Origin of the sequence: Arthrobacter ginsengisoli (assembly GCF_031456935.1) — a bacterium.
GTDB lineage: Bacteria > Actinomycetota > Actinomycetes > Actinomycetales > Micrococcaceae > Arthrobacter > Arthrobacter ginsengisoli.
In genome coordinates this window covers 161,736-181,827 of the sequence record NZ_JAVDVQ010000005.1, presented here as the reverse complement: position 1 = coordinate 181,827, position 20,092 = coordinate 161,736, and the positions used below count along the sequence as shown (strand labels likewise).

21 protein-coding genes are annotated in these 20,092 nt (G+C 68.1%); 11 read left to right on the top strand and 10 right to left on the bottom strand.

Annotated features, from left to right (window positions below; genetic code table 11):
* Positions 1-45: 45 nt before the first annotated feature.
* The gene (locus J2X01_RS08105) at positions 46-891 is read right to left on the bottom strand and encodes a PHP domain-containing protein (protein ID WP_310055395.1); all 846 of its coding nucleotides are present in this window, start codon (positions 889-891) and stop codon (positions 46-48) included.
* A 92-nt stretch (positions 892-983) separates the two neighbouring features.
* On the opposite strand from J2X01_RS08105, the gene J2X01_RS08100 reads away from it, so the two are divergent.
* The gene (locus tag J2X01_RS08100; protein ID WP_310055391.1) at positions 984-2,567 is read left to right on the top strand and encodes an aminopeptidase P family protein; all 1,584 of its coding nucleotides are present in this window, start codon (positions 984-986) and stop codon (positions 2,565-2,567) included.
* A 78-nt stretch (positions 2,568-2,645) separates the two neighbouring features.
* Here J2X01_RS08100 and J2X01_RS08095 read toward each other — a convergent pair whose 3' ends face one another.
* Positions 2,646-3,542 (bottom strand): YflT domain-containing protein, encoded by an 897-nt coding sequence (locus J2X01_RS08095; RefSeq protein WP_310055387.1) that lies wholly within the window; start codon positions 3,540-3,542, stop codon positions 2,646-2,648.
* A 77-nt stretch (positions 3,543-3,619) separates the two neighbouring features.
* Here J2X01_RS08095 and J2X01_RS08090 point away from each other — a divergent pair, with 77 nt between their 5' ends.
* The 3 genes from J2X01_RS08090 to J2X01_RS08080 are packed head-to-tail and all read left to right on the top strand — an operon-like array spanning position 3,620 to position 6,922.
* Positions 3,620-4,903: a magnesium transporter MgtE N-terminal domain-containing protein gene (locus J2X01_RS08090; protein ID WP_310055384.1), complete on the top strand. Its 1,284-nt coding sequence runs from the start codon at positions 3,620-3,622 to the stop codon at positions 4,901-4,903.
* Positions 4,884-5,732 (top strand): DUF1003 domain-containing protein, encoded by an 849-nt coding sequence (locus J2X01_RS08085; protein ID WP_310055381.1) that lies wholly within the window; start codon positions 4,884-4,886, stop codon positions 5,730-5,732. The genes J2X01_RS08090 and J2X01_RS08085 overlap by 20 nt, the downstream gene beginning before the upstream one ends.
* A gap of 11 nt (positions 5,733-5,743) precedes the next feature.
* Positions 5,744-6,922: an Mrp/NBP35 family ATP-binding protein gene (locus J2X01_RS08080; RefSeq protein WP_310055378.1), complete on the top strand. Its 1,179-nt coding sequence runs from the start codon at positions 5,744-5,746 to the stop codon at positions 6,920-6,922.
* Here the strand turns inward: J2X01_RS08080 and J2X01_RS08075 are convergent.
* From J2X01_RS08075 to sigE, 3 genes are all read right to left on the bottom strand, one after another.
* Entirely contained in the window at positions 6,908-7,300 is a 393-nt protein-coding gene (locus J2X01_RS08075; RefSeq protein WP_310055375.1) for a twin-arginine translocase TatA/TatE family subunit, read from the bottom strand. The two genes, J2X01_RS08080 and J2X01_RS08075, sit on opposite strands and share 15 nt — an antisense overlap.
* A 78-nt stretch (positions 7,301-7,378) precedes the next feature.
* The gene (locus J2X01_RS08070; protein WP_310055372.1) at positions 7,379-8,488 is read right to left on the bottom strand and encodes a hypothetical protein; all 1,110 of its coding nucleotides are present in this window, start codon (positions 8,486-8,488) and stop codon (positions 7,379-7,381) included.
* Between the two features lie 8 nt (positions 8,489-8,496).
* The gene (sigE, locus tag J2X01_RS08065; RefSeq protein WP_310055370.1) at positions 8,497-9,129 is read right to left on the bottom strand and encodes an RNA polymerase sigma factor SigE; all 633 of its coding nucleotides are present in this window, start codon (positions 9,127-9,129) and stop codon (positions 8,497-8,499) included.
* Between the two features lie 270 nt (positions 9,130-9,399).
* Here sigE and J2X01_RS08060 point away from each other — a divergent pair, with 270 nt between their 5' ends.
* On the top strand, positions 9,400-10,032 hold the full coding sequence (locus J2X01_RS08060; RefSeq protein ID WP_310055368.1) for an O-methyltransferase: 633 nt from the start codon (positions 9,400-9,402) through the stop codon (positions 10,030-10,032).
* Positions 10,033-10,140: 108 nt separating this feature from the next.
* On the opposite strand, the gene J2X01_RS08055 is transcribed toward J2X01_RS08060, so the two are convergent.
* From J2X01_RS08055 to J2X01_RS08040, 4 genes are all read right to left on the bottom strand, one after another.
* Complete coding sequence (locus tag J2X01_RS08055; RefSeq protein WP_069949162.1) at positions 10,141-10,308, bottom strand: DUF3117 domain-containing protein; 168 nt, start codon at positions 10,306-10,308, stop codon at positions 10,141-10,143.
* Between the two features lie 232 nt (positions 10,309-10,540).
* Positions 10,541-11,821: a putative hexosyltransferase gene (locus J2X01_RS08050; protein ID WP_310055604.1), complete on the bottom strand. Its 1,281-nt coding sequence runs from the start codon at positions 11,819-11,821 to the stop codon at positions 10,541-10,543.
* A 95-nt stretch (positions 11,822-11,916) separates the two neighbouring features.
* Entirely contained in the window at positions 11,917-12,276 is a 360-nt protein-coding gene (locus J2X01_RS08045; protein WP_310055367.1) for a DivIVA domain-containing protein, read from the bottom strand.
* Between the two features lie 43 nt (positions 12,277-12,319).
* Positions 12,320-13,288 (bottom strand): LOG family protein, encoded by a 969-nt coding sequence (locus J2X01_RS08040; protein WP_374724951.1) that lies wholly within the window; start codon positions 13,286-13,288, stop codon positions 12,320-12,322.
* Between the two features lie 198 nt (positions 13,289-13,486).
* Here J2X01_RS08040 and J2X01_RS08035 point away from each other — a divergent pair, with 198 nt between their 5' ends.
* The 4 genes from J2X01_RS08035 (at position 13,487) to J2X01_RS08020 (ending at position 16,788) form a co-directional block, all read left to right on the top strand.
* Complete coding sequence (locus J2X01_RS08035) at positions 13,487-14,242, top strand: amino acid ABC transporter ATP-binding protein (protein WP_310055361.1); 756 nt, start codon at positions 13,487-13,489, stop codon at positions 14,240-14,242.
* A gap of 79 nt (positions 14,243-14,321) precedes the next feature.
* Positions 14,322-15,209, top strand: coding sequence for a glutamate ABC transporter substrate-binding protein (locus J2X01_RS08030; protein WP_310055358.1), 888 nt, complete (start codon positions 14,322-14,324; stop codon positions 15,207-15,209).
* Between the two features lie 98 nt (positions 15,210-15,307).
* Positions 15,308-15,958: an amino acid ABC transporter permease gene (locus J2X01_RS08025; protein ID WP_310055356.1), complete on the top strand. Its 651-nt coding sequence runs from the start codon at positions 15,308-15,310 to the stop codon at positions 15,956-15,958.
* On the top strand, positions 15,955-16,788 hold the full coding sequence (locus J2X01_RS08020; RefSeq protein ID WP_310055353.1) for an amino acid ABC transporter permease: 834 nt from the start codon (positions 15,955-15,957) through the stop codon (positions 16,786-16,788). The genes J2X01_RS08025 and J2X01_RS08020 overlap by 4 nt, the downstream gene beginning before the upstream one ends.
* A 115-nt stretch (positions 16,789-16,903) precedes the next feature.
* Here J2X01_RS08020 and dapE read toward each other — a convergent pair whose 3' ends face one another.
* A complete protein-coding gene (gene dapE, locus J2X01_RS08015) occupies positions 16,904-18,058 on the bottom strand; it encodes a succinyl-diaminopimelate desuccinylase (RefSeq protein ID WP_310055351.1) in 1,155 nt (384 codons plus the stop codon).
* 89 nt (positions 18,059-18,147) lie between these two features.
* On the opposite strand from dapE, the gene dapD reads away from it, so the two are divergent.
* Positions 18,148-19,158, top strand: a complete 1,011-nt coding sequence (gene dapD / locus J2X01_RS08010) for a 2,3,4,5-tetrahydropyridine-2,6-dicarboxylate N-succinyltransferase (protein WP_310055346.1) — start codon at positions 18,148-18,150, stop codon at positions 19,156-19,158.
* A 68-nt stretch (positions 19,159-19,226) separates the two neighbouring features.
* The gene (locus J2X01_RS08005) at positions 19,227-20,078 is read left to right on the top strand and encodes a hypothetical protein (protein ID WP_374724950.1); all 852 of its coding nucleotides are present in this window, start codon (positions 19,227-19,229) and stop codon (positions 20,076-20,078) included.
* Positions 20,079-20,092 lie beyond the last annotated feature (14 nt).

The window sequence follows — 20,092 nt, the reverse complement described above, 5'->3', positions numbered from 1 at the left end:
CGCCCAAAACGGCCCCTGCTGCCAGTCAGTTGGGTGGGACGGGGATCAGCGCACCACTGGTGTTCCGGTTCCCAGTTCCTCGATCCTGGCAAAAACCTCCGGCGAGGTCAGGTTCTCGCCCAGCCGGTTCGGTTTACCCGCCCCGTGGTAGTCGGAGGACCCCGTGACCAGCAGCCCGTGCCGGGCCGCGAGTTTGCGCAGGAACGCCCTGCCCTCCTCGGGGTTGTCCCGGTGGTTGATCTCCAGCCCGGCCAGCCCGGCGTCGATCATTTCCTGGTAGATGCGTTCCCCCACGGTCCGGCCGCGGGCGGACGCCACCGGATGCGCGAACACCGGCACCCCGCCGGCGTCCCGGACGAGTTCGACGGCGAACGCCGGGTCCGGCGCGTAGTGCTGCACGAAGTAGCGGGATCGCGAGGTCAGGATTGATTCGAACGCCTCGGTACGGTCCGCGACCACGCCTGCGGCCACGAGTGCGTCGGCGATGTGCGGCCGGCCCAGGGTGGCGCCCGGCGCCACGTGGTGGATGACATCGTCCCAGCTCAGCGGATAGTCCTCCGCGAGCAGGCTGACCATCCGCTCGGCCCGGGTGAAGCGGGCGTCCTTGGCCTTGGTGATTTCCTCCAGCAGCCCGGCGTGCGCCGGGTCATGCAGGTAGCAGAGGAGGTGGACGCTGATGCCCTCCGACGTCCGGCAGGAAATCTCCATCCCGGGAACCAGTGCCACGCCGTGCCCCCGGGCAGCGTGGGCGGCCTCGGCCCAGCCGTCGGTGGAGTCGTGGTCGGTCAGGGCGATGACGTCCAGCCCCGCCTCCGCGGCAGAGGCCATCACCGCGCCGGGCGCTTGGGTGCCGTCGGAAACATTTGAGTGGGCATGCAGGTCGATCCTCACTCCACCAGCCTAGTAGATCGCCGCCACGGCGCCCCGGGATGGGCCCGCCGGCCTGTTGGCCTAAGCCGCCGCGCTGGTGAGACTATGGGACGGTGAACGATGCAGATAACACCCAAGTCTCCGCTTCCCAGCCCCTCGACGAGCGCGTCAACAACCGCTCACAGCGTCCCACCTCCGCCGCCTTCAAGGCGTTTATGGCCAGCAACTGGGCCCCGTCCCGCGAGCAACTGCCGGAACGCGACACCGTCGCCGGCCACGCAGCGGGCCGCCGTCGGGCCATTTCAGTGCAGTTCAAAGGCGAACGCCTGGTCATCCCCGCCGGTCCGCTGAAGGTCCGCTCGAACGACTGCGACTACCGCTTCCGCCCGCACTCCGGCTTCGCGCACCTCACCGGACTGGGCCTGGACCACGAACCCGACGCCGTGCTCATCCTGGAACCCGTGGAGGAAGGCAAGGGCGACGACGGCGGCAACCACCACGCCACGCTGTACTTCCGTCCGCTGGCCGGCCGCGACACCGAGCAGTTCTACGCCGACTCCCGCGCCGGCGAATTCTGGATCGGTGCCCGTCCCACCCTGGCGGAATTCAAGGCCCGGCTCGGCCTGGACACCGCGGACATCAGCGAACTCGAACTGGCGGTCACGAAGAATGTCGGCGCCCCCGAAATCGGCGGGATTTCGATCCGCCTGGTGCGGAAGGTGGACGAAAACCTCGATGCCCTCGTGGACACCGCCCGCTACAACACGGCCAAGGATCCGGAGAACCTGGACCTGGAAATCCTGGACGCGCTCGACGAGAAGCTCACCGAGGCCCTCTCCGAGCTGCGCCTGCTCAAGGATGAGTGGGAAGTCGAGCAGATGAAAACCGCCGTCGCCGCCACCGTGCAGGGCTTCACGGAGGTCGTCAAGGCCCTGCCGCGGGCGCTCACCCACCAGCGCGGCGAGCGCGTCGTCGAAGGCGCATTCTTCGCCCGGGCGCGGGAGGAAGGCAACGAGCTCGGCTACGACACCATCGCGGCCTCCGGCAACAACGCCACCGTGCTGCATTGGACCCGGAACACCGGCAAGGTCAACGCCGGCGAGCTGCTGCTGCTCGACGCCGGGGTCGAAGCGGATTCGCTCTACACCGCGGACATCACCCGCACCCTTCCGGCCAACGGCACGTTCTCCGAAATCCAGCGCAAGGTCTATGAGGCCGTGCTGGACGCCGCTGACGCCGGTTTTGCCGCCGCGCAGCCCGGCACCAGGTTCCGCGAAATCCACACCGCCGCCACGACCGTGCTGGCGGAACGGCTGGCCGAGTGGGGCCTGCTGCCGGTCTCCGTCGAGGAAGCCATCAGCGCGGAGGGCCAGCAGCACCGCCGCTGGATGCCGCACGGCACGAGCCACCACCTGGGCCTCGACGTGCACGACTGCGCCCAGGCCAAGCGTGAGCTGTACCTCGACGGCGTGCTGACCCCCGGCATGGTCTTCACGATCGAACCCGGGCTGTATTTCAAGGAAGAGGACCTCGCCATCCCCGAGGAGTACCGCGGGATCGGCGTCCGCATCGAGGACGACATCCTGATGACCGCCGACGGTCCGGTCAACCTCAGCGCGGCCCTGCCCCGGAAGGCCGACGACGTCGAGTCCTGGATGGCGGGCATCTACCAGGAAGCCGACGGCAAGACGGCGTAATCTGCTGCCGGCCACGGCCCGGACACGCAGAAGGCCTCCGCCCGGATCATTTCCAGGCGGAGGCCTTCTGCGTTGCGGTCAGTGCTGGGAGTTGCCCTGGCCGGGATCCTGCCTGGGCACGTCGGTGACGCGGACCCCGTACTGCGGCCGGCCGTCCGGCAGGTCCGGGTAGGCGAACCCGGCCGGCTTCGCGGACTCTTCCGCGGCCGGCTCGGTATCAGCGGCCCCCTGGCGGGAAGGCTCTGCCTGGTGGGCCGGCTCGGCGTGCTGACCTGCTGCCGGCTGCTGTCCGGGCTGCTGCTGTCCGGCTTCGGGAGCCCGCTGCCCATAAGGGTCGTTCCAGCCCGCGGGGCGCTGCGGACCCTGGCCCGGCTGCTGGGCGCCCTGGCCGGGACCGGGCTGGTACGGCTGATGCTGGTAGTCGCGCTGGGAGTAACCGGCCGATCCGGCGGACGCCGAGGCGTCCTGCCGGGTCATCGGAAGCTGGTGCAGCAGCCGCCGCGCCTCGTTCGCCGCTTCGAAGGAGACCACGACGTCGTAGTTGGTCGCCACGACCTGGCTCGTGGAGGTGAAATCGCGTTTCCCCCGCTGCATGGCGTAGGTGACGATGCCGAACAGCATAAAGAACGCCGCACCCATGAGCACCGACGTGACGATCGAGAAGGCACCGTCCGTCGTGGAGAAGAAGGAGAGCATGATCCCAACGAACAAGCCGAACCACATGCCGCTCAGCGCGCCCGAAAGCGCAACCCGGGGGTAGGTCAGCCGGCCGGTCACCCGTTCCACCATCTTCAGGTCGTTACCGACGATCGAGACCATCTGCACGGGGAATTGCTGGTCCGCGAGGTAGTCCACCGCCTTCTGGGCATCCAGGTAGGAGGTGTAGGAACCAACGGTGTCGCCCTTGGGGACACTGCGGGCCTCGTCCGGGCCGTTGGGGGCGCCAGCCCTGGGAGCACCAAAAATGTTTGACATACGACCATTCTTACCTATCCGGCTGGGCAGCGGCTGTAAATTCAGCTAAAAGAGAGCGGACTCGGTAGCCTGTACAGGTGAGCACAAATCTATCGCGGGTGTTTGTTGCGCGCCTCCTCGGCCTCGACGTCTTCGACCCCCTGGGCGACCGTCTGGGCCGGCTGCGCGACGTTGTCGTGCTGTCCCGCGGCACCCGCGGCGCACCGCATGTGGTGGGCATCGTCGTCGAGGTTCCCGGGAAAAAGCGGGTCTTCGTGCCGATGACCCGGATCACCTCGATCGACCAGACCCAGATCATCTGCACCGGGCTGGTGAACCTGCGGCGCTTCGAACAGCGCGGCGCCGAAACCCTCGTCGTGGCCGAAATGTTCGACCGCCGGGTCACACTCGCCGACGGCAGCGGGGACGCAACCATCGAGGACATCGCGATGGACAAACACCGCTCGGGCGACTGGTTTGTCAGCAAGCTCTTTGTCCGCCGCGGCCACTCCCTGTCCCCGCTGAGCAGGCTGCGCCGCAACGAGACCCTGATCATCAACTGGGCCGACGCGCAGCAGGGCGCCCGCACCGAGCCCCAGGCCGCCACCCAGTTCGTTGCGACCCACGAGGACCTCAAGCCAGCCGACTTCGCCGAGGCCCTGCAGGAAATGAGCGACAAGCGCCGCTTCGAGGTCGCCAGCGAACTCCAGGACGAGCGCCTCGCCGACGTCCTGCAGGAGATGCGCGAAGGCGACCAGGTGGAGATCCTCTCCGCGCTCGACGTGAACCGGGCCGCGGACGTGCTCGAGGAAATGGACCCGGACGACGCCGCCGACCTCCTCGCCGAGCTCCCCAGCGCGCAGGCGGAGGAGCTGCTCCAGCTGATGGAACCCGAGGGCGCCGAAGACGTCCGCCGGCTGCTCGAATACGACGAGGACACCGCCGGCGGCCTGATGACCCCGGTCCCGGTCATCCTGCCCCCGGAAGCCACCGTCGCCGAAGCCCTGGCCCATGTGCGCCGCGAGGAACTCTCCCCCGCCCTGGCCTCGTCGATCTTCATCGCCCGGCCCCCGCTGGAGACGCCCACCGGCCGTTTCCTCGGCGTCGTCCACATCCAGCAGCTGCTGCGCTACCCGCCGCCCGAACCGCTGGGCAACCTGGTGGACAAGACGCTGGAACCGGTGTCGGACCAGGCCCACATCAGCGAGGTGGCCCGCACGCTGGCCACCTACAACCTCAACTCGCTCCCCGTCGTCAACAGCGACGGTCGGCTTGTGGGGGCGGTGACTGTTGACGATGTGCTGGATCATCTGCTGCCCGATGACTGGCGCGCCCACGAGGACGATGTCCCGATAAGGAAGCTTGGAGGCCGCATTGGCTGATAACAGCGCACCACGGAACCCCCACGTCCGGGCGGGCAGCAAATCGGACAAAGGCGGCCTCGATACACCCCTGAGCGGCCGCCAGCGGATCCTGCCGAAGTTCCGGCCCAACCCGGACGCCTTCGGCCAGACCACGGAAGGCTTCGCCCGATTCATGGGCACGCCGCAGTTCCTGGTCTACATGTCGGTGTTCGTCGTCGTCTGGCTGGCCTGGAACACCTTTTTGCCGGACGAGTGGCAGTTCGACTCGCGGGCCCTGGGTTTCACGCTGCTGACCCTGATGCTCTCGCTGCAGGCCTCCTACGCCGCGCCGCTCCTGCTCCTGGCGCAGAACCGGCAGGACGACCGTGACCGCGTCTCCCTCCAGCAGGACCGCCAGCGCGCGGAACGGAACCTCTCGGACACCGAATACCTGACCCGGGAACTCGCCTCGCTGCGGATCGCGCTGCGGGAAGTCGCCACCCGCGACTACGTCCGTGCCGAACTTCGCAGCCTGCTCGAGGAGATGCTGGAGGCGCAGGAAGAACTGCGCACGCATGATCCCTCCGTCGGAGCCCACGGGTCGCCGCGGGACAAGGTCAAGGAAAAGCTGAAGGAACGCCGCGACAAGCGCAGCCCCCGGACCCAGCAGATCCCCCGGGTCAAGACCAGCAGCAAGAGCAATCCCAAACCGGGCAGGAAGGCCGACACCGCGCCGGACAGCAGCGCCGATACCGCACCGGACACCTTTCCGGGCACCGGCGCGGACAGTGCCGGCGCGGACACACTTCCGGGCACCAGTGCGGACAGCGCCGGCGCCACGGTACCCACCGCTTCCCCCGAGAACTGAGCAGCCACCGCATGAACCCCAGCCAGGACAGCACCACCCAGGGCACCTCCCCGGCCTCCGCCGTGGAACGGGCGGTGCACGCCGCACTCGCCACCGTGATCGATCCCGAGCTCCGCCGTCCCATCACTGAGCTGGGCATGGTGGACACCGTGGAGGTGTCCGACGACGGCCAGGTGCGGATCGTGGTGCTCCTGACCATCGCCGGCTGCCCCCTGCGCGGCACCATCACGGCCGACTGCGAGGCGGCGCTGTCCGCCGTGCCCGGGGTCACCGGCGTCGAGGTCGATCTGAAAGTCATGACGCAGGCGCAGCGCGACGCCCTCAAGGAGCAGCTCCGCGGCGCCGGCGGGCAGCGCGGGATCCCGTTCAACGACCCCGGCTCGCTGACCAAGGTCTACGCCGTCGCGAGCGGCAAGGGCGGCGTGGGCAAGTCCTCCGTCACGGTGAACCTCGCCTGTGCCCTGGCCGCCCAGGGGCTGCGGGTGGGGATCGTGGACGCGGACGTCTACGGCTTCTCCGTGCCGGCGCTGATGGGCATCACGCAGGCCCCCACCCGGGTGGATGACATGATCCTGCCGCCGGTGGCGTACGGGGTGAAAGTCATCTCGATCGGCATGTTCGTCACCGGTAACCAGCCGGTCGCCTGGCGCGGGCCGATGCTGCACCGGGCCCTGGAGCAGTTCCTCACCGACGTCTACTTCGGCGATCTCGACGCCCTCTTCCTGGACCTTCCGCCCGGTACCGGCGACATCGCCATCTCCGTGGCCCAGCTGCTGCCGCAGGCCCGGATCCTCGTGGTGACCACGCCCCAGGCCGCGGCCGCCGACGTGGCCGAGCGGGCCGGCGCCATCGCGACGCAGACCGGCCAGAGTGTCGTGGGCGTCGTGGAAAACATGTCGTACCTGGAAATGCCCGACGGCGGCCGGATGGAGCTGTTCGGAAGCGGCGGCGGCGCGGTGCTCGCCGAACGCCTGTCCGCCACGGTGGGCACCGACGTTCCGCTGCTGGGACAGATCCCGCTGGACATCCTGTTGCGGGAAGGCGGCGACGCCGGTGTTCCCCTCGTGCTCGGCCGTCCCGAGACCCCGGCGGCGCTGGCCCTGCTGGACATCGCCGGGAGGCTCGCCGCTGTCCCGCGCGGGCTGAGCGGTAAGCCGCTGGGCCTGCAGCCTAAGCTAAGTAGCTTCTGAGTCGAAGGGTGCCGCCTCGCCGTCCGCGAGGCGCTCCACCGTCCGCTCCGGGCGGCGTTCCGCCGCGGAAGCTGCGGCCACGGTGGCGACCGCGGCCGGGGTGCCGGCGCTGACCGGTTTGGTATCGTCATCCAGCAGCGCTTCTTTGATGATCCTGCGCGGATCGTACTGCCGGGGGTCGTACTTCTTCCAGTCGACGTCGTCAATGTCGATGCCGACTTCTTCCTTGATCTGCTCCCGGGCCCCGGACGCCATCCGGCGTACTTCCTTGACGATGTTGGACAGTTTCTGGGTGTATTCGGGCAGCCTGCTGGGACCAATCACCAGAAGGCCGATGATCAGCAGAAGTAAGAACTCCGGTCCATTGATTCCAAGCACTGTAGGAAGATTACCCTCTCAATCCCGGCCGGGACGATTCGGCTGCGACACACGGTGCGCGCCCGACGGTTCCGCCGGTCATGGTGCCAGCAACTCCACAATCCTGCCCAGCCCGCGTTCCAGCCGCACGCCGATGTCGTGGCCGGGCTCGGCCCCTGCCCCGTGACCGGCGGCAGACCCGGTAGCGGATGTGCCGGGCTCGACGGACGCGCCGTGAGCGGCGGTCCGCACGGCCTCGCTGCGGGACCGGACCAGCGCTGCCCCGCCGTCGGCGGCATGTTCCGCGGGCTGATCCGAGACGAACGTGAAGGTGGCATCGCCCGCCTGGTAGATGGCGGCGAAGGGTGAAGAATGGTTGAGCCACAGGATCCCGCTGCCGGTCCCTGCCGCGGCGTTCGTCGCGGGCTCGTGCTCCGGCAGCGTCGCGGACGTGAAGCCGTCCGCCGTCGCGGGGCGGCCCGTAAGTGCGTTGACCGGCACCGGCGGGGCAGCCTGCGGCCCGGCGCCCGGCGTGCCGGACTGCCCGGACACGCCGCCGTGTTGTTCCAGCACCGTGGCGAAGTTCCGGCCATTGGTAAGACGCAGCTCCAGGATGTCCCCACCGGCCAGCTCCCCGGCCCTGGCCCAGACCAGGCGGTAGCCGAGGTCGCGGAGCTCGGGGCAGGTCCAGCCCGCGGACCGCAGGGTGGCGAGCTGGGCTCCCGTGAGCGCCCCGGCCGGGGTGAAATCCGGTTCCCCCGTGAGGCCCCAGCCGGAGGGCGCGCCCGCCGCCGGTTCGGCCCCGGCGGCAGCAGCCCCGGAGACGGCAAGGTCCCGCTGCAGCAGGGCCGAGGCGGCCGCCCCGCCCGTCGGGGCGGGGTCGCCGCCCACCAGGTAGGCCGATCCGCCGAGCAGGACGGTCGCGGCTGCCGCCCCGCCGGCCACCAGCATGGCCACCTTCAGTGGCGGGCGGAAGCCGCGGTCCGACGCCGGCCGGGGAACTGCCGGGAGGTCCTGGCTGGCCAGTTCCTCGGTGCGTGCCAGCAGCCGCGCGGTCAGGTCGTCGCTGGCCATCGGCACCTCGGCACCGCGCAGCCGCTCCAGGTACTGGCGCTCGCGGCGCTGCTGCAGCCGGCACTCCGCGCACGATTCCAGGTGCTGGCCACTTCGTTTATGGGGGCCGCGGAGCAGTCGTTGCAGCAGACGCATCGTTTGGTTCAGAGCAGACCGGCCATGCGCGGCATCTTTAGCCGCGGCTTCAGCGAGGTCTTGGCGGACTGCGGCCGCGGGTCGCGGTGTGCCAGCTTCTCCCGGAGCATCGTGCGGCCGCGGTGGATCCGCGAGCGGACCGTTCCGAGTTTGATGCCCAACGCGACGGCCACCTCGTCGTAGGACAGCCCCTCGAGGTCGCAGAGGACGACGGCGGCGCGGAAATCCGGGGGAAGTTCTTCGAGGGCGGCCTGCACATCGACGTCGAGGTTGTTGAACTCGAAGCTCTGTTCCGGTCCCGGCTCGCGGCCGGGCAGGCGGGATTCGGCGTCGTCGGCCAGCGCGTCGAAGCGGATCCGGTTCTTGCGCCGGGCCTGGTCCAGGAAGAGGTTGGTGGTGATCCGGTGCAGCCAACCGTCCAGGGTGCCCGGCTTGAAGTTCTCCAGCGAACGGAAAACGCGGACGAACACCTCCTGGGTGAGGTCCTCGGCGTCGTACTTGTTGCCGGTGAGCCGGTACGCGAGGCGGTACACCTTCGCGGAGTGGTTGGACACCACTTCCTCCCAGGTGGGACGGACCCATTCGGCGTCCGCCGCTGGCCGGGACTCTTCAGTTGCAGGGACAGCTGCCGAAACCGACATAGTCCGCTCCCCTCATGGATGGTGCTTACGCCGTGGACGGTGCTTGCGGCTGCAAGCTCCTGCATCGTTGATTCGGCGCCGGTCACCACGCGGATGAGCGGATTACCATCATTTCAAAATAAGCTGGGAATTTCCTGACGCCGGCGGTCCTTCCGCCCACGGCGGAACCGGCAGCCGGCGCCGCTGCCCCGGCGGCGCCTCCCGGCCCGGTACCACCGGACACAGTAGGCTGGAGTGGACAACCCCCCTGCCGCCCAGAAAGCGAAATCCATGAGCGCCGATAAGTCCACGAGCTGGTCCTACGCAGAAGATCTGCCTGCCGAGGATGAGGTCCTGTTGCACGCGCGCGAACAGTCCTTCGAACTGGGCGTCACCCCGGTCGGCCCGGGCGTCGGAGCCGTCCTGACCGTCCTGGCCGCCGCGTCCAAGGCACAGACGGCGGTTGAAATCGGCACCGGCGCGGGCGTCTCCGGCGTCTGCCTGCTGCGGGGCCTGGGTCCGCACGCCGTCCTGACCACCATCGACGTCGACGTCGAGCACCTGAAAGCCGCCCGGGAAGCGTTCCAGGAGGCCGGCAGCCCGGCCAACCGCACCCGGACCATTTCCGGCCGCGCCCGCGACGTCCTCCCGCGCCTGACCGACGGCGCCTACGACCTGGTGTTCATTGACGCCGACAAGCCGAACTACCCCGGCTACGTGGAACAAGCCATCCGCCTGCTCAAGTCCGGCGGCCTGCTGATCGTCAACGATGCGCTGGACCAGGACCGCGTCGCCAACCCGGCCTCGCGCGAGGCCACCACGGTCGTGCTGCGCCAGGTGGGCAAGTCCATCCGCGACGACGACCGCCTCGCGTCAGCCATGCTGCCCACCGGCGACGGCCTGCTGGTAGCCGTCAAGAAATAAGCTTCCGTAAACCGCGGCTTCCGGGGCCCAGCCGCCGGAAACCACAAGCGGGCGGGATCCGCAGCCATCCGGCTGCGGATCCCGCCCGCTGTCAAAGAGTTGAGAAAGCTATTCGGTAACGCCGACGAGGCATTCCTTCAAGTTGGTCGCTTCGGCAGAATTGAGTTCGACCACGAGCCTGCCGCCGCCTTCGAGCGGGACACGCATGATCAAGCTTCGTCCTTCTTTGGTCACTTCCATCGGGCCGTCGCCGGTGCGTGGTTTCATAGCCGCCATAAGGAATATCCCCTTCATTAGTCCAGTGACATACCAGCCCGGCCGGGCTGCGTCCGCTTAGTCAATCAAGCTGCCCGGCGGCCGTGATGGTAGCCATCAGGGCCATAAACTCAGTTTGCTTCTTGTCCTTGCTTACCATCTATTATCGCGTAACAATGCGGCTGTAGCTAATCGTTGGACTTTCCGACGCGCCGCGTCACGCCGGGTCGGGAGCCGCAAAAGGTGTGGCCCGTCACGGCGGATAGTCCCCGCCGCCGGGCAGCGGCGCCCAGGCCCAGAGCCAGACGATCCAGACGATCTGCAGCAGCGCGAACATGACGAGCACGGCTCCCCGGTACGCACGGGACCGGGAGATCAGAGCCGCGCTGAGGGCCAGCGGGAAGAGCGGGAGCAGCATCCGGAACGTGCTCGTCTGGGGGTGCAGGAAGAGCAGCAGGTAGCCCATGTAGCAGGCACACCACAGCCGCAGTTCGGTGCCCAGGGCCCGGACCGGGCGGCACATCATGAACAGGGCGAACAGCGCCACGAAGACGAAGGGCGCCAGCAGGCCCAGGACGGGCCCGAAGAGCAGCACGCCGGTGTCGAACCAGGGTTTGAACGGCACCAGGTCGTGGCCGCGCCAGACAGTTTCGGTCTTGGTGTAGGCCTGGATATCCCCCGTGACGGCCCACGCGAAGGCCGGCCACAGCAGCGCGCCGGTTCCGCTGACCACTGTCAGCCCCGCGAGCGACCAGAGCTGGCTGCGGCGGTGCGGAACGGACCCGGCCGGCCCGGCGACGCCGGCCGCGGCGCCGTCCCGGCCGCCCTCCCGGGGTGCGGTGCTGCGGGCGGCCAGGAAGTACTGCCCCGCCCGGTAGAGGAACAGCAGCCCGGTCATCGCCGCGAACGGCACTCCGGTCGGCCGGGACAGGCACATCAGCACTACGACCGGCATGGCCCACAGGTAGCGGCGTTCCACCACCAGCAGCAGGGCAGCCGCCAGCAGCAGCAGGTTCAGTGACTCGGCGTACGGCACCTGGAGCACCGGCGAGACCGGAAAGGTGGAGACGAACACCGTTCCCCACAGAGCCGTGCTGTGTGCTGCCCGGTGCCGGAACAGTCTGAAGATCACCAGTGCCGCAGCCAGGCCGCACACCATGGCGATCAGCGTCAGGGTGAACGCCGGGTGCATTCCGGTCAGGCCCGAAAGTGCGCGGCCCAACAGCGGAAAGAGCGCATAAAAGGCCCAGGCATTCTCCTGGACGGTGCCGGCGCCGTCGGTGGGGAGGACTTCCGGGTAGCCGTTCTGGAGGACTTCGCCGTACCAGCGGGCGTCCCAGATATTGACGAAGGACCAGTAGTCCGGCTTTGCGGGAAACCACGGGTTGACGCCCTGGTGCAGGGCCGCGGCCATGAAGATGCCGGCACTGATCAGCCGTGCGGCGAGATAGAGCCCGCCCACCTGGACCCACCAGGGCCAGCGGGCGGCCCTGGTGCCGGCTGCCGCGGCAAGCTTCCAGGCCGCGCCGGTCAGATCCGGCAGCCCGGGGGTCCCGGGCCCGCCGTCCGCGCCCCTTCGCTGTTGCCGCTGCACCGTCTCCGGCGCCCGGGCGGGGTGGTGCTCACTGCTCACGGAGCGGGCTCCGTTTCATCCCGGCGGCGCCCCAGTTCGGCCCCGAGGTCCGCGATCTTCCGGTCCTTGGCTGCGAGCTGGTCCCTCAACTCGTCCAGCACCTGGTCGACCTGGTCCATCCGGTATCCCCGCAGGCCCACAGCGAACCGGAGACGGTCGACGTCGGACGGTTCCGGCTTGGCCGGCAGCAGCACCGGCGGGAGGTTGGCGACCGGCTGGTCGAACCCGTCATCCAGGGCCGGCCCGGCGTCGTCCGCTCCGCGGCGGCTCCCGAAGACTGTCGACGCCCTGCCGGTGCCGAGGAGGAAAGCGGCGCCGGCCAGTGCAATCGCAAGGAAAACCAGGAAGAAACTCACTCCCCCATCGTGCCAGACGACGGCGTGTCCGGCTGGTGGCCCGTCAGCCGCTTGTGCCGCCGGGACGTCCGTTGCCGGTGCTCACGTTGCCGCCGTTGGGGTTCCGGTGCCGTGCGGCGCCTTCCACCACCAGCTCCACGGCGAGCGCCGGATCATCGACCACCTGCAGCAGGTCCAGGTCCTCCTCGGACATCATGCCCTCGGCCACCAGCGTGGTCTGGATCCATTCCACCATCGGGCTCCAGAAGGCTGTTCCGATCAGGACGATCGGGAATGAGGTCACCTTCCGGGTCTGGACCAGGACCATCGCCTCGAAGAGTTCGTCCAGGGTCCCGAGGCCGCCCGGCAGCACGATAAACCCCTGGGCGTACTTCACGAACATGGTCTTCCGGGCGAAGAAGTACCGGAAGTTGATCCCCAGGTCCACCCACTGGTTCATCCCCTGCTCGAAGGGCAGTTCGATGCCGAGGCCCACCGACACGCCGTTGCCCTGCACCGCACCCTTGTTGGCTGCCTCCATCGAGCCGGGACCACCGCCGGTGATCACCGCCAGCCCGGCTTCGGCCAGTTGGCGGCCCACGTCCACGGCGAGTTCGTAGTTCGGGCTGCCGGGCAGGGTCCGTGCCGAGCCGAAGACGCTGACCGCCGGGCCCAGGTCGGCCAGCGCTCCGAAGCCTTCCACGAATTCGCTCTGGATCCTCAGGACGCGCCACGGGTCGGTATGGACAAACTGGCCGGGACCCTTCGTGTCCAGCAGGGTCCGGTCCGACATCGTGACCTTGGCGGCCTTGCGCCGCAGCTCCAGCGGGCCCTTGTGCCGGATCCCGGCCGCGGGCGGCGCGTCGCGGGGCTCGCCAGACGACTTGGCGGCGGGCTTTCCCGTGGCTTCTGCGGTTTTCTCACCGGCTGTCTTACCGCCCGTCTTACCGGCCGTTTTACCGGCTGTCTTCCCGGCTGTCTTCCCGGCGGCAGCCGGGCTTTCCTGTTGCTGCGGATCCGTACTCATGCCCACAGGTTAGCGCGGATGTCCGTCCGCGCCGGTCCGGCACGGCCCCGGCGCGCGGCCGCCGGGGCCGGCTCCCCCGGCGGCCGCGCAGGATACCGGCAGCACCCTCAAACAGTCTGACCTGCAGGTATCTCTTGAATCACGATCTCCAGGAAGTGGGAGTGATTGCGGTCATATTCCGGCAATGTTCGCTAGATTCTTCTTATGACTACTCAAGTGCCCGGCGACGCGCTCGTCTCCCTGAACGCCGTCAATAAGCATTACGGCCAGCTGCACGTCCTGAAGGACATCAACCTGAATGTCCGCAAGGGCGAGGTCGTTGTTGTCATCGGACCGTCGGGTTCCGGCAAGTCCACGCTTTGCCGGGCCATCAACCGCCTTGAGACGATCGACGACGGCGTCATCAAGATCGACGGCAAGGTGCTGCCCGAAGAGGGCAAGGAACTCGCCAAACTGCGCGCCGACGTCGGCATGGTCTTCCAGTCGTTCAACCTCTTCGCCCACAAGACGATCCTCGAGAACGTCACGTTGGGGCCCATCAAGGTCAAAGGCATCTCGAAGACCGAAGCCGACAAGGACGCAATGGCGCTGCTGGAGCGCGTCGGCGTCGGGCACCAGGCGCCCAAGCTGCCGGCCCAGCTGTCCGGCGGACAGCAGCAGCGTGTGGCGATCGCCCGCGCCCTGGCCATGAAGCCGAAGGTCATGCTCTTCGATGAGCCCACCTCCGCGCTCGACCCGGAAATGATCAACGAGGTCCTCGACGTCATGATCCAGCTGGCCAAGGAAGGCATGACCATGATCGTGGTCACGCACGAAATGGGCTTCGCCCGGAAGGCCGCGGACCGCGTGGTGTTCATGGACGGCGGCCAGATCGTCGAGGATGCCACGCCCGAAGAGTTCTTCACCAACCCCAAGAGCAGCCGCGCCAAAGACTTCCTCTCCAAGCTGCTGACCCACTAGGTTCCCCCTGACCCACTGAGTTCCCTCCGAGTTCGCACCCTGGCCGCCCGTGTGGCGGCCGTCCAATGAAAGGAATGTCATGAAGGCATTTTTCACCCGAAGGAATTCCCTTCTGGTTGCCGCCTCGGCAGCACTGGCCCTCAGCCTGAGCGCATGTGGCGGCAGCTCGTCCTCCACTAGCACCAACCCTCCTGTTGCCGAGAAGCCAAGCTTTGCTGCCGATTCCACCATGGCCAAGCTTTCATCCGCGGGCAAGATCGTCATCGGCACCAAGTTCGACCAGCCGCTCTTCGGCCAGAAGGGCCTCGACGGCAAGCCGATTGGCTTCGACGTCGAAATCGGCAAGCTGATTGCCGCCAAGCTGGGGATCCCCGCGGACAAGATCGAGTGGGTTGAAACGGTCTCCGCCAACCGCGAACAGTTCATCAAGCAGGGCAAGGTCGACCTCATCGTCGCCACCTACACGATCAACGACAAGCGCAAGACTGAAGTCGACTTCGCCGGCCCGTACTACGAGGCCGGCCAGGCGCTGATGGTGAACAAGGACAACACAACCATCACCAAGCCCGAAGACGTCAGGGGCAAGAACGTCTGCTCCGTGACCGGTTCGACGCCGGCCGCCACGATCGTCGAGAAGTACGGAGCAGTCCTCGTCCCGGCGGCAACCTACTCCGCCTGCCTGGAGCCGCTGCGCAACAAGCAGGTCGAAGCGATCACCACTGACAACGTCATCCTGGCCGGCTTCGTGGCCAAGGAACCGGATGCGTTCAAGCTGGCATCGGATGAGACCTTCACGAAGGAGCCGTACGGCATCGGCCTGAAGCTGGGCGACACGCCCTTCCGCATGTGGATCAACGACCAGCTGGAGGCCGCCGACAAGGACGGTTCCTACGCGAAGGCCTGGGAATCCACTGCCGGCACGGTCATCAAGACCACTCCCGCACTTCCCACGATCGACCGCTACTAGCCAGGTGTGGCGGTTGCCGGGGCACGCGCCCGACGCGGCCCCGGCAACCGCCATTCCCGTCTCCCGCTCCATTCCCGTCAAGGCAGCCTAAGGAACCTATGGACGTCATCATTGAAAACCTCCCCGCATATGTGGACGGTTTTCTCAGAACCCTCTTCCTGTCCGTGGTCTCGGGGATCTTCGCACTGATTTTCGGCACCCTGCTCGCGGCCGCCCGCGTCTCGCCCATCGCCGCACTGCGCGGGTTCAGCATGACGTACGTGGAGATCGTCCGGAACACCCCGCTGACCATCGCGTTCTTCTTCGCCGCCGTGGTCCTGCCCCGGCTCGGCGTGACGTTCCAGCAATTTGAAGTCGCCGCCATCATCGCCCTGAGCGCCTACACCTCGGCCTTCATCGCCGAGGCGGTGCGCTCCGGCGTCAACAGCGTCCCGGTCGGCCAGGCCGAGGCCGCCCGCAGCATCGGCATGAAGTTCAGCCAGGTCCTCTCCCTCATCATTCTTCCGCAGGCCCTGCGCACGGTGATCCCGCCGATGATCAACATCCTCATTGCCCTCGTGAAGAACTCCTCGGTGGCCGGCGCCTTCTACGTACTGGAACTCTTCGGTTACGGCCGCCAGCTCGCGAACGCCAATGGCGACGCGGTGCTGTGGGTCCTCGTCGGCGTCGCCTTCTTCTACCTGCTGATAACCGTCCCGCTTGGCTATGTGGCCACCCTGGTTGAACGAAAGGTGGCGATCGCCCGATGAGCTCGGTCCTCTACGATGTCCCCGGCCCCAAGGCCCGCCGTGTTTCGCTGATCGGCTCCATTGTCGGTGTCGTGGTGATTGCCGGTCTGCTCTGGTGGGCCATCACCATCCTTGCCCAGCAGGGCATATTCGAACCCGAACGCTGGGCTGTCTTCCAGATTCCCGATGTCTGGGTGCTGATCGGCAACGGTATCGGCGCCACGCTCACTGCGGCGGCGGTCGCCGCGGTCATCGCCTTTCCGCTGGGCCTGGTGCTTTGCCTCATGCGGATTTCCGACGTCGCCTGGATCCGGATCCCCACCCGGATCGTGCTGGAATTCCTCCGCGGCATGCCCGTCGTCCTGATGATGTTCTTCGTGCTGCTGGTGTTCGCGACCGGATCGTTCGTCGCCGTCGTCGCCGGCCTGGTGCTCTACAACTCCGCGATCTTCGCAGAGATCATCCGCGCCGGCATCCAGTCCCTGCCGAAGGGCCAGCGTGAAGCGGGCCTCGCGATCGGCCTCACCAGCTTCGCCTCCCGGCGCAGCATCGAACTGCCCCAGGCCATCCGGCGCATGCTGCCCTCCCTCGTCGCGCAGTTGGTGGTGCTGCTGAAGGACACCTCGCTGGGCTACATCGTGTCCTACGAGGAACTGCTGCGCAAAGTGCAGATTATGGCCGACTTCCTCGGCCCGGACTACCTGTTTCCGGTGTTCTTCGTGGCCGCGGCGATCTACATCGCCATTAACTTCTCGGTCTCCCGCCTGGCGATCTGGCTGGAGCGGCGCGGTTCCAAGAAGGCCGCCGGCGGCGTGGTGCACGTGCCCGTCGCCGGGATCCCCGTGAAGTAGCGTCCCGCCGCGCTGTCGGTCAGGGCAAAAGGTCCGGAATCCCTGGCGGGGTTCCGGACCTTTTGTATTGCCTTTTGTGTTGCCAGCTGCATTGCCGGCGGTATCGCCTGCGGCGCTACGCGGTGAGCCAGCTCCGCAGCACGCGCAGGCATTCGCGGACCGCATCGGCCTGGACGTGTTCGTTGTCCTTGTGCGCCAGCAGGGCGTCACCCGGCCCGAAGTTCACCGCCGGGATGCCCAGCTCGCTGAAGCGGGCGACGTCGGTCCAGCCGTATTTCGGCTTCGGCGCGGCGCCCACGGCGGCGACGAAGGAGGCCGCCGCCGGGTGGTTGAGTCCCGGCCGCGCGCCGGCGGCACTGTCGGTGCGGACGACGTCGAAGCCGTCCAACAGGTCCCGCACGTGCTGCTCCGCCTGGTCCGGGGTCTTGTCCGGCGCGAAACGGTAGTTGATTTCCACGACGCAGCGGTCGGGGATGACGTTGCCGGCGGTCCCCCCGTTGACCTTCACGGCGTTGAGGCTTTCCCGGTAGTCCAGGCCGTCCACGGTGATGGTCCGGGGCTCATATGCGGCGAGCCGGGCAAGGATCGGGGCCGCTGCATGGATCGCGTTGCTGCCCATCCAGGCCCGGGCGGAATGCGCGGCTTCACCCACCGTGGTGGCTTCGAAGCGGATCGTGCCGTTGCACCCGCCCTCCACCGTCCCGTCCGTGGGTTCCAGCAGGATCGCGAAGTCCCCGCCCAGCAGGCTGCCGTGGTTCCGGACGAGCCGGCCCAGCCCGCTCTTGACCGCTTCGACTTCCTCATGGTCGTAGAACACGAAGGTGACGTCCTTGTCCGGTTCCGCGCCGCCGTCGAACAGGCCGGCCGCCAGCGCCAGCTGAACCGCGACGCCGCCCTTCATGTCGGTGGCACCGCGGCCGTAGAGGATCCCCTCACCGGGCGCCCCCGAGGGCCAGTAGGAAGGGACGGTCCCGAGCGAGCCTTCCGTGGTCGGCAACGGCACGGTATCCAGGTGGCCGGCAAGGATGACCCGCTCGGCGCGGCCCAGATTCGTGCGGGCAATGATCGAGTCGCCGTCGCGGACCAGCTCCAGCTGGGGGACGGTGCGGAGGGCATGCTCCACGGCGTCGGCCAGTTCGGCCTCCGCACCGGAGACGCTGTAGATGTCGATGAGCGCTGCGGTCAGCAGCGCCACGTCCTGGCGCAGGTCCAGGTGGGCGGCGGCGCGGGGGCGGGTGGTCGTTGGCGCATTCAAATCCGGGGCAGTCACCGTCCCACTTTATCCGCTGGGCTCCCGAAGCGGCCCGAGGCGCTGTCACGGGTTTCGGCGAGCGCGGGCGCCGTCTATAGACTTGGGGCATGACTGAAACCGCTTCTTCCGCTGTGCCCGCAGACTCCCGCTCCGCCTATGGCTACGGCATCGCCACGATCGCCACCGGCAATGGTGCAGCCACCGTCCTGGACGTCTGGTTCCCTGCCCCCGCCCTCGGAACCGCGACGGCGGTCCTCCGCGACGTGGCCAACGCGGACCAGGCCCTGACCGACATCGCCGCGGCCGGAGCCGACGCGGACCGGGGCACCGAACAGAAGGTCGTGTTCGTCCAGATCCGCCTCGACGAGGCACCGGCCGACACCGCCGACGCCTACCTGCGCCTGCACCTGCTCTCGCACCGCCTGGTGCAGCCGAACAGCATCAACCTGGACGGCATTTTCGGCAACCTCCCCAACGTGGTGTGGACCAACTTCGGACCCGCCGCCGTCGAGGGCTTCGAACTGACCCGGGCCCGGCTGCGCAAACGCGGCGCTGTCACCGTCTACGGTGTGGACAAGTTCCCCCGGATGGTCGACTACGTCATCCCCTCCGGCGTGCGGATTGCCGACGCCGACCGGGTCCGCCTCGGCGCGCACCTGGCCGCGGGCACCACGGTCATGCACGAGGGCTTCGTCAACTTCAACGCCGGCACCCTGGGCGCGTCCATGGTGGAAGGCCGCATCTCGGCCGGTGTGGTCGTGGAGGACGGATCCGACGTCGGCGGTGGCGCCTCGATCATGGGGACACTGTCCGGCGGCGGCAAGGAAAAGATCTCCCTGGGCAAGCGGGTGCTGCTGGGCGCCAACTCGGGTGTGGGCATCAGCGTCGGCGACGACTCCGTCGTCGAGGCCGGGCTGTACGTGACGGCCGGCACCCGCGTCCGCGTGGTTGGCGCCAAGGACGCCGACGGCGAAGACACCAGCCAGATCGTCAAGGCCGTTGAGCTCTCCGGCGTCCCCAACCTGCTGTTCCGCCGCAACTCCTCCACCGGTGAAGTTGAGGTCCTCGCCCGCAAGGGACAGACCGTCGAGCTCAACGAGGCCCTGCACGCCAACTAGGCTTGGCTGCGGAAAGCCGAGTATTGGCAGAATGTACCGGGCCGCAAAGGGCCCAAGGGAGTAGTTACGTGGCACGCAGACGCAAGTGGCGCCATCGGATCGTGCTGCTGCTGACCCTGGCCATGGTCGCGGGCGGGATCTACACCGCGGTGGCGTTCGTGCAGCGGTCCGAGGTCCTCATCACTGAACGCTGCACGGCTGTGGGCGCCGGCAGCGCCGAGCTGGCCACGGATCAGGCCGCCAACGCCGGCCTGATCAGCGCCGTGGCCGTCCGCCGGGGCCTCCCGGCCAGGGCCGCGAGCATCGCGCTGGCCACGGCCATGCAGGAGTCCAAACTCCGGAATATCGGCCACGGTGACCAGGCCGGACCGGACTCCCGCGGGCTCTTCCAGCAGCGTCCCACCCAGGGCTGGGGCACCACGGAGCAGGTGATGGACCCCTACCACGCGAGCAACGCGTTCTACGATGCGCTCGTGAAGGTCGCCGGCTACGAAACGCTGGACATAACCGTCGCCGCGCAGCGGGTCCAGCGCTCCGCGTATCCTGACGCCTATGCCCAGCATGAGGCGATGGCCCGCGCTTTCGCCGCGTCGCTGACCGGCCAGACCGCTGCCGACCTCGACTGCACGCTGCGGGACCCGGACACCGCCGGCGATACGGCTGCCACGCAGGAGCGGCTGTCCGAGGATTTTGGCGTCCTTCCGGCGTCCACGGAGGGCAACACCCTCGTGCTGGACGCGGAGGGGACCCAGGCCTGGGCTGTGGCGCACTGGGCGGTTGCCAACGCCAAGGCGCTCTCCATCACGGAAGTCCAGACTGACGGACAGAGCTGGACACGGCAGGCCCGCAACGGCTGGCAGTCCGCCGAGGCACCCGCGGGACAGGTCAGGGTCACGGTCGCCGAGGCACCGAAGGCGTAGCCAGGCCCGTCCGG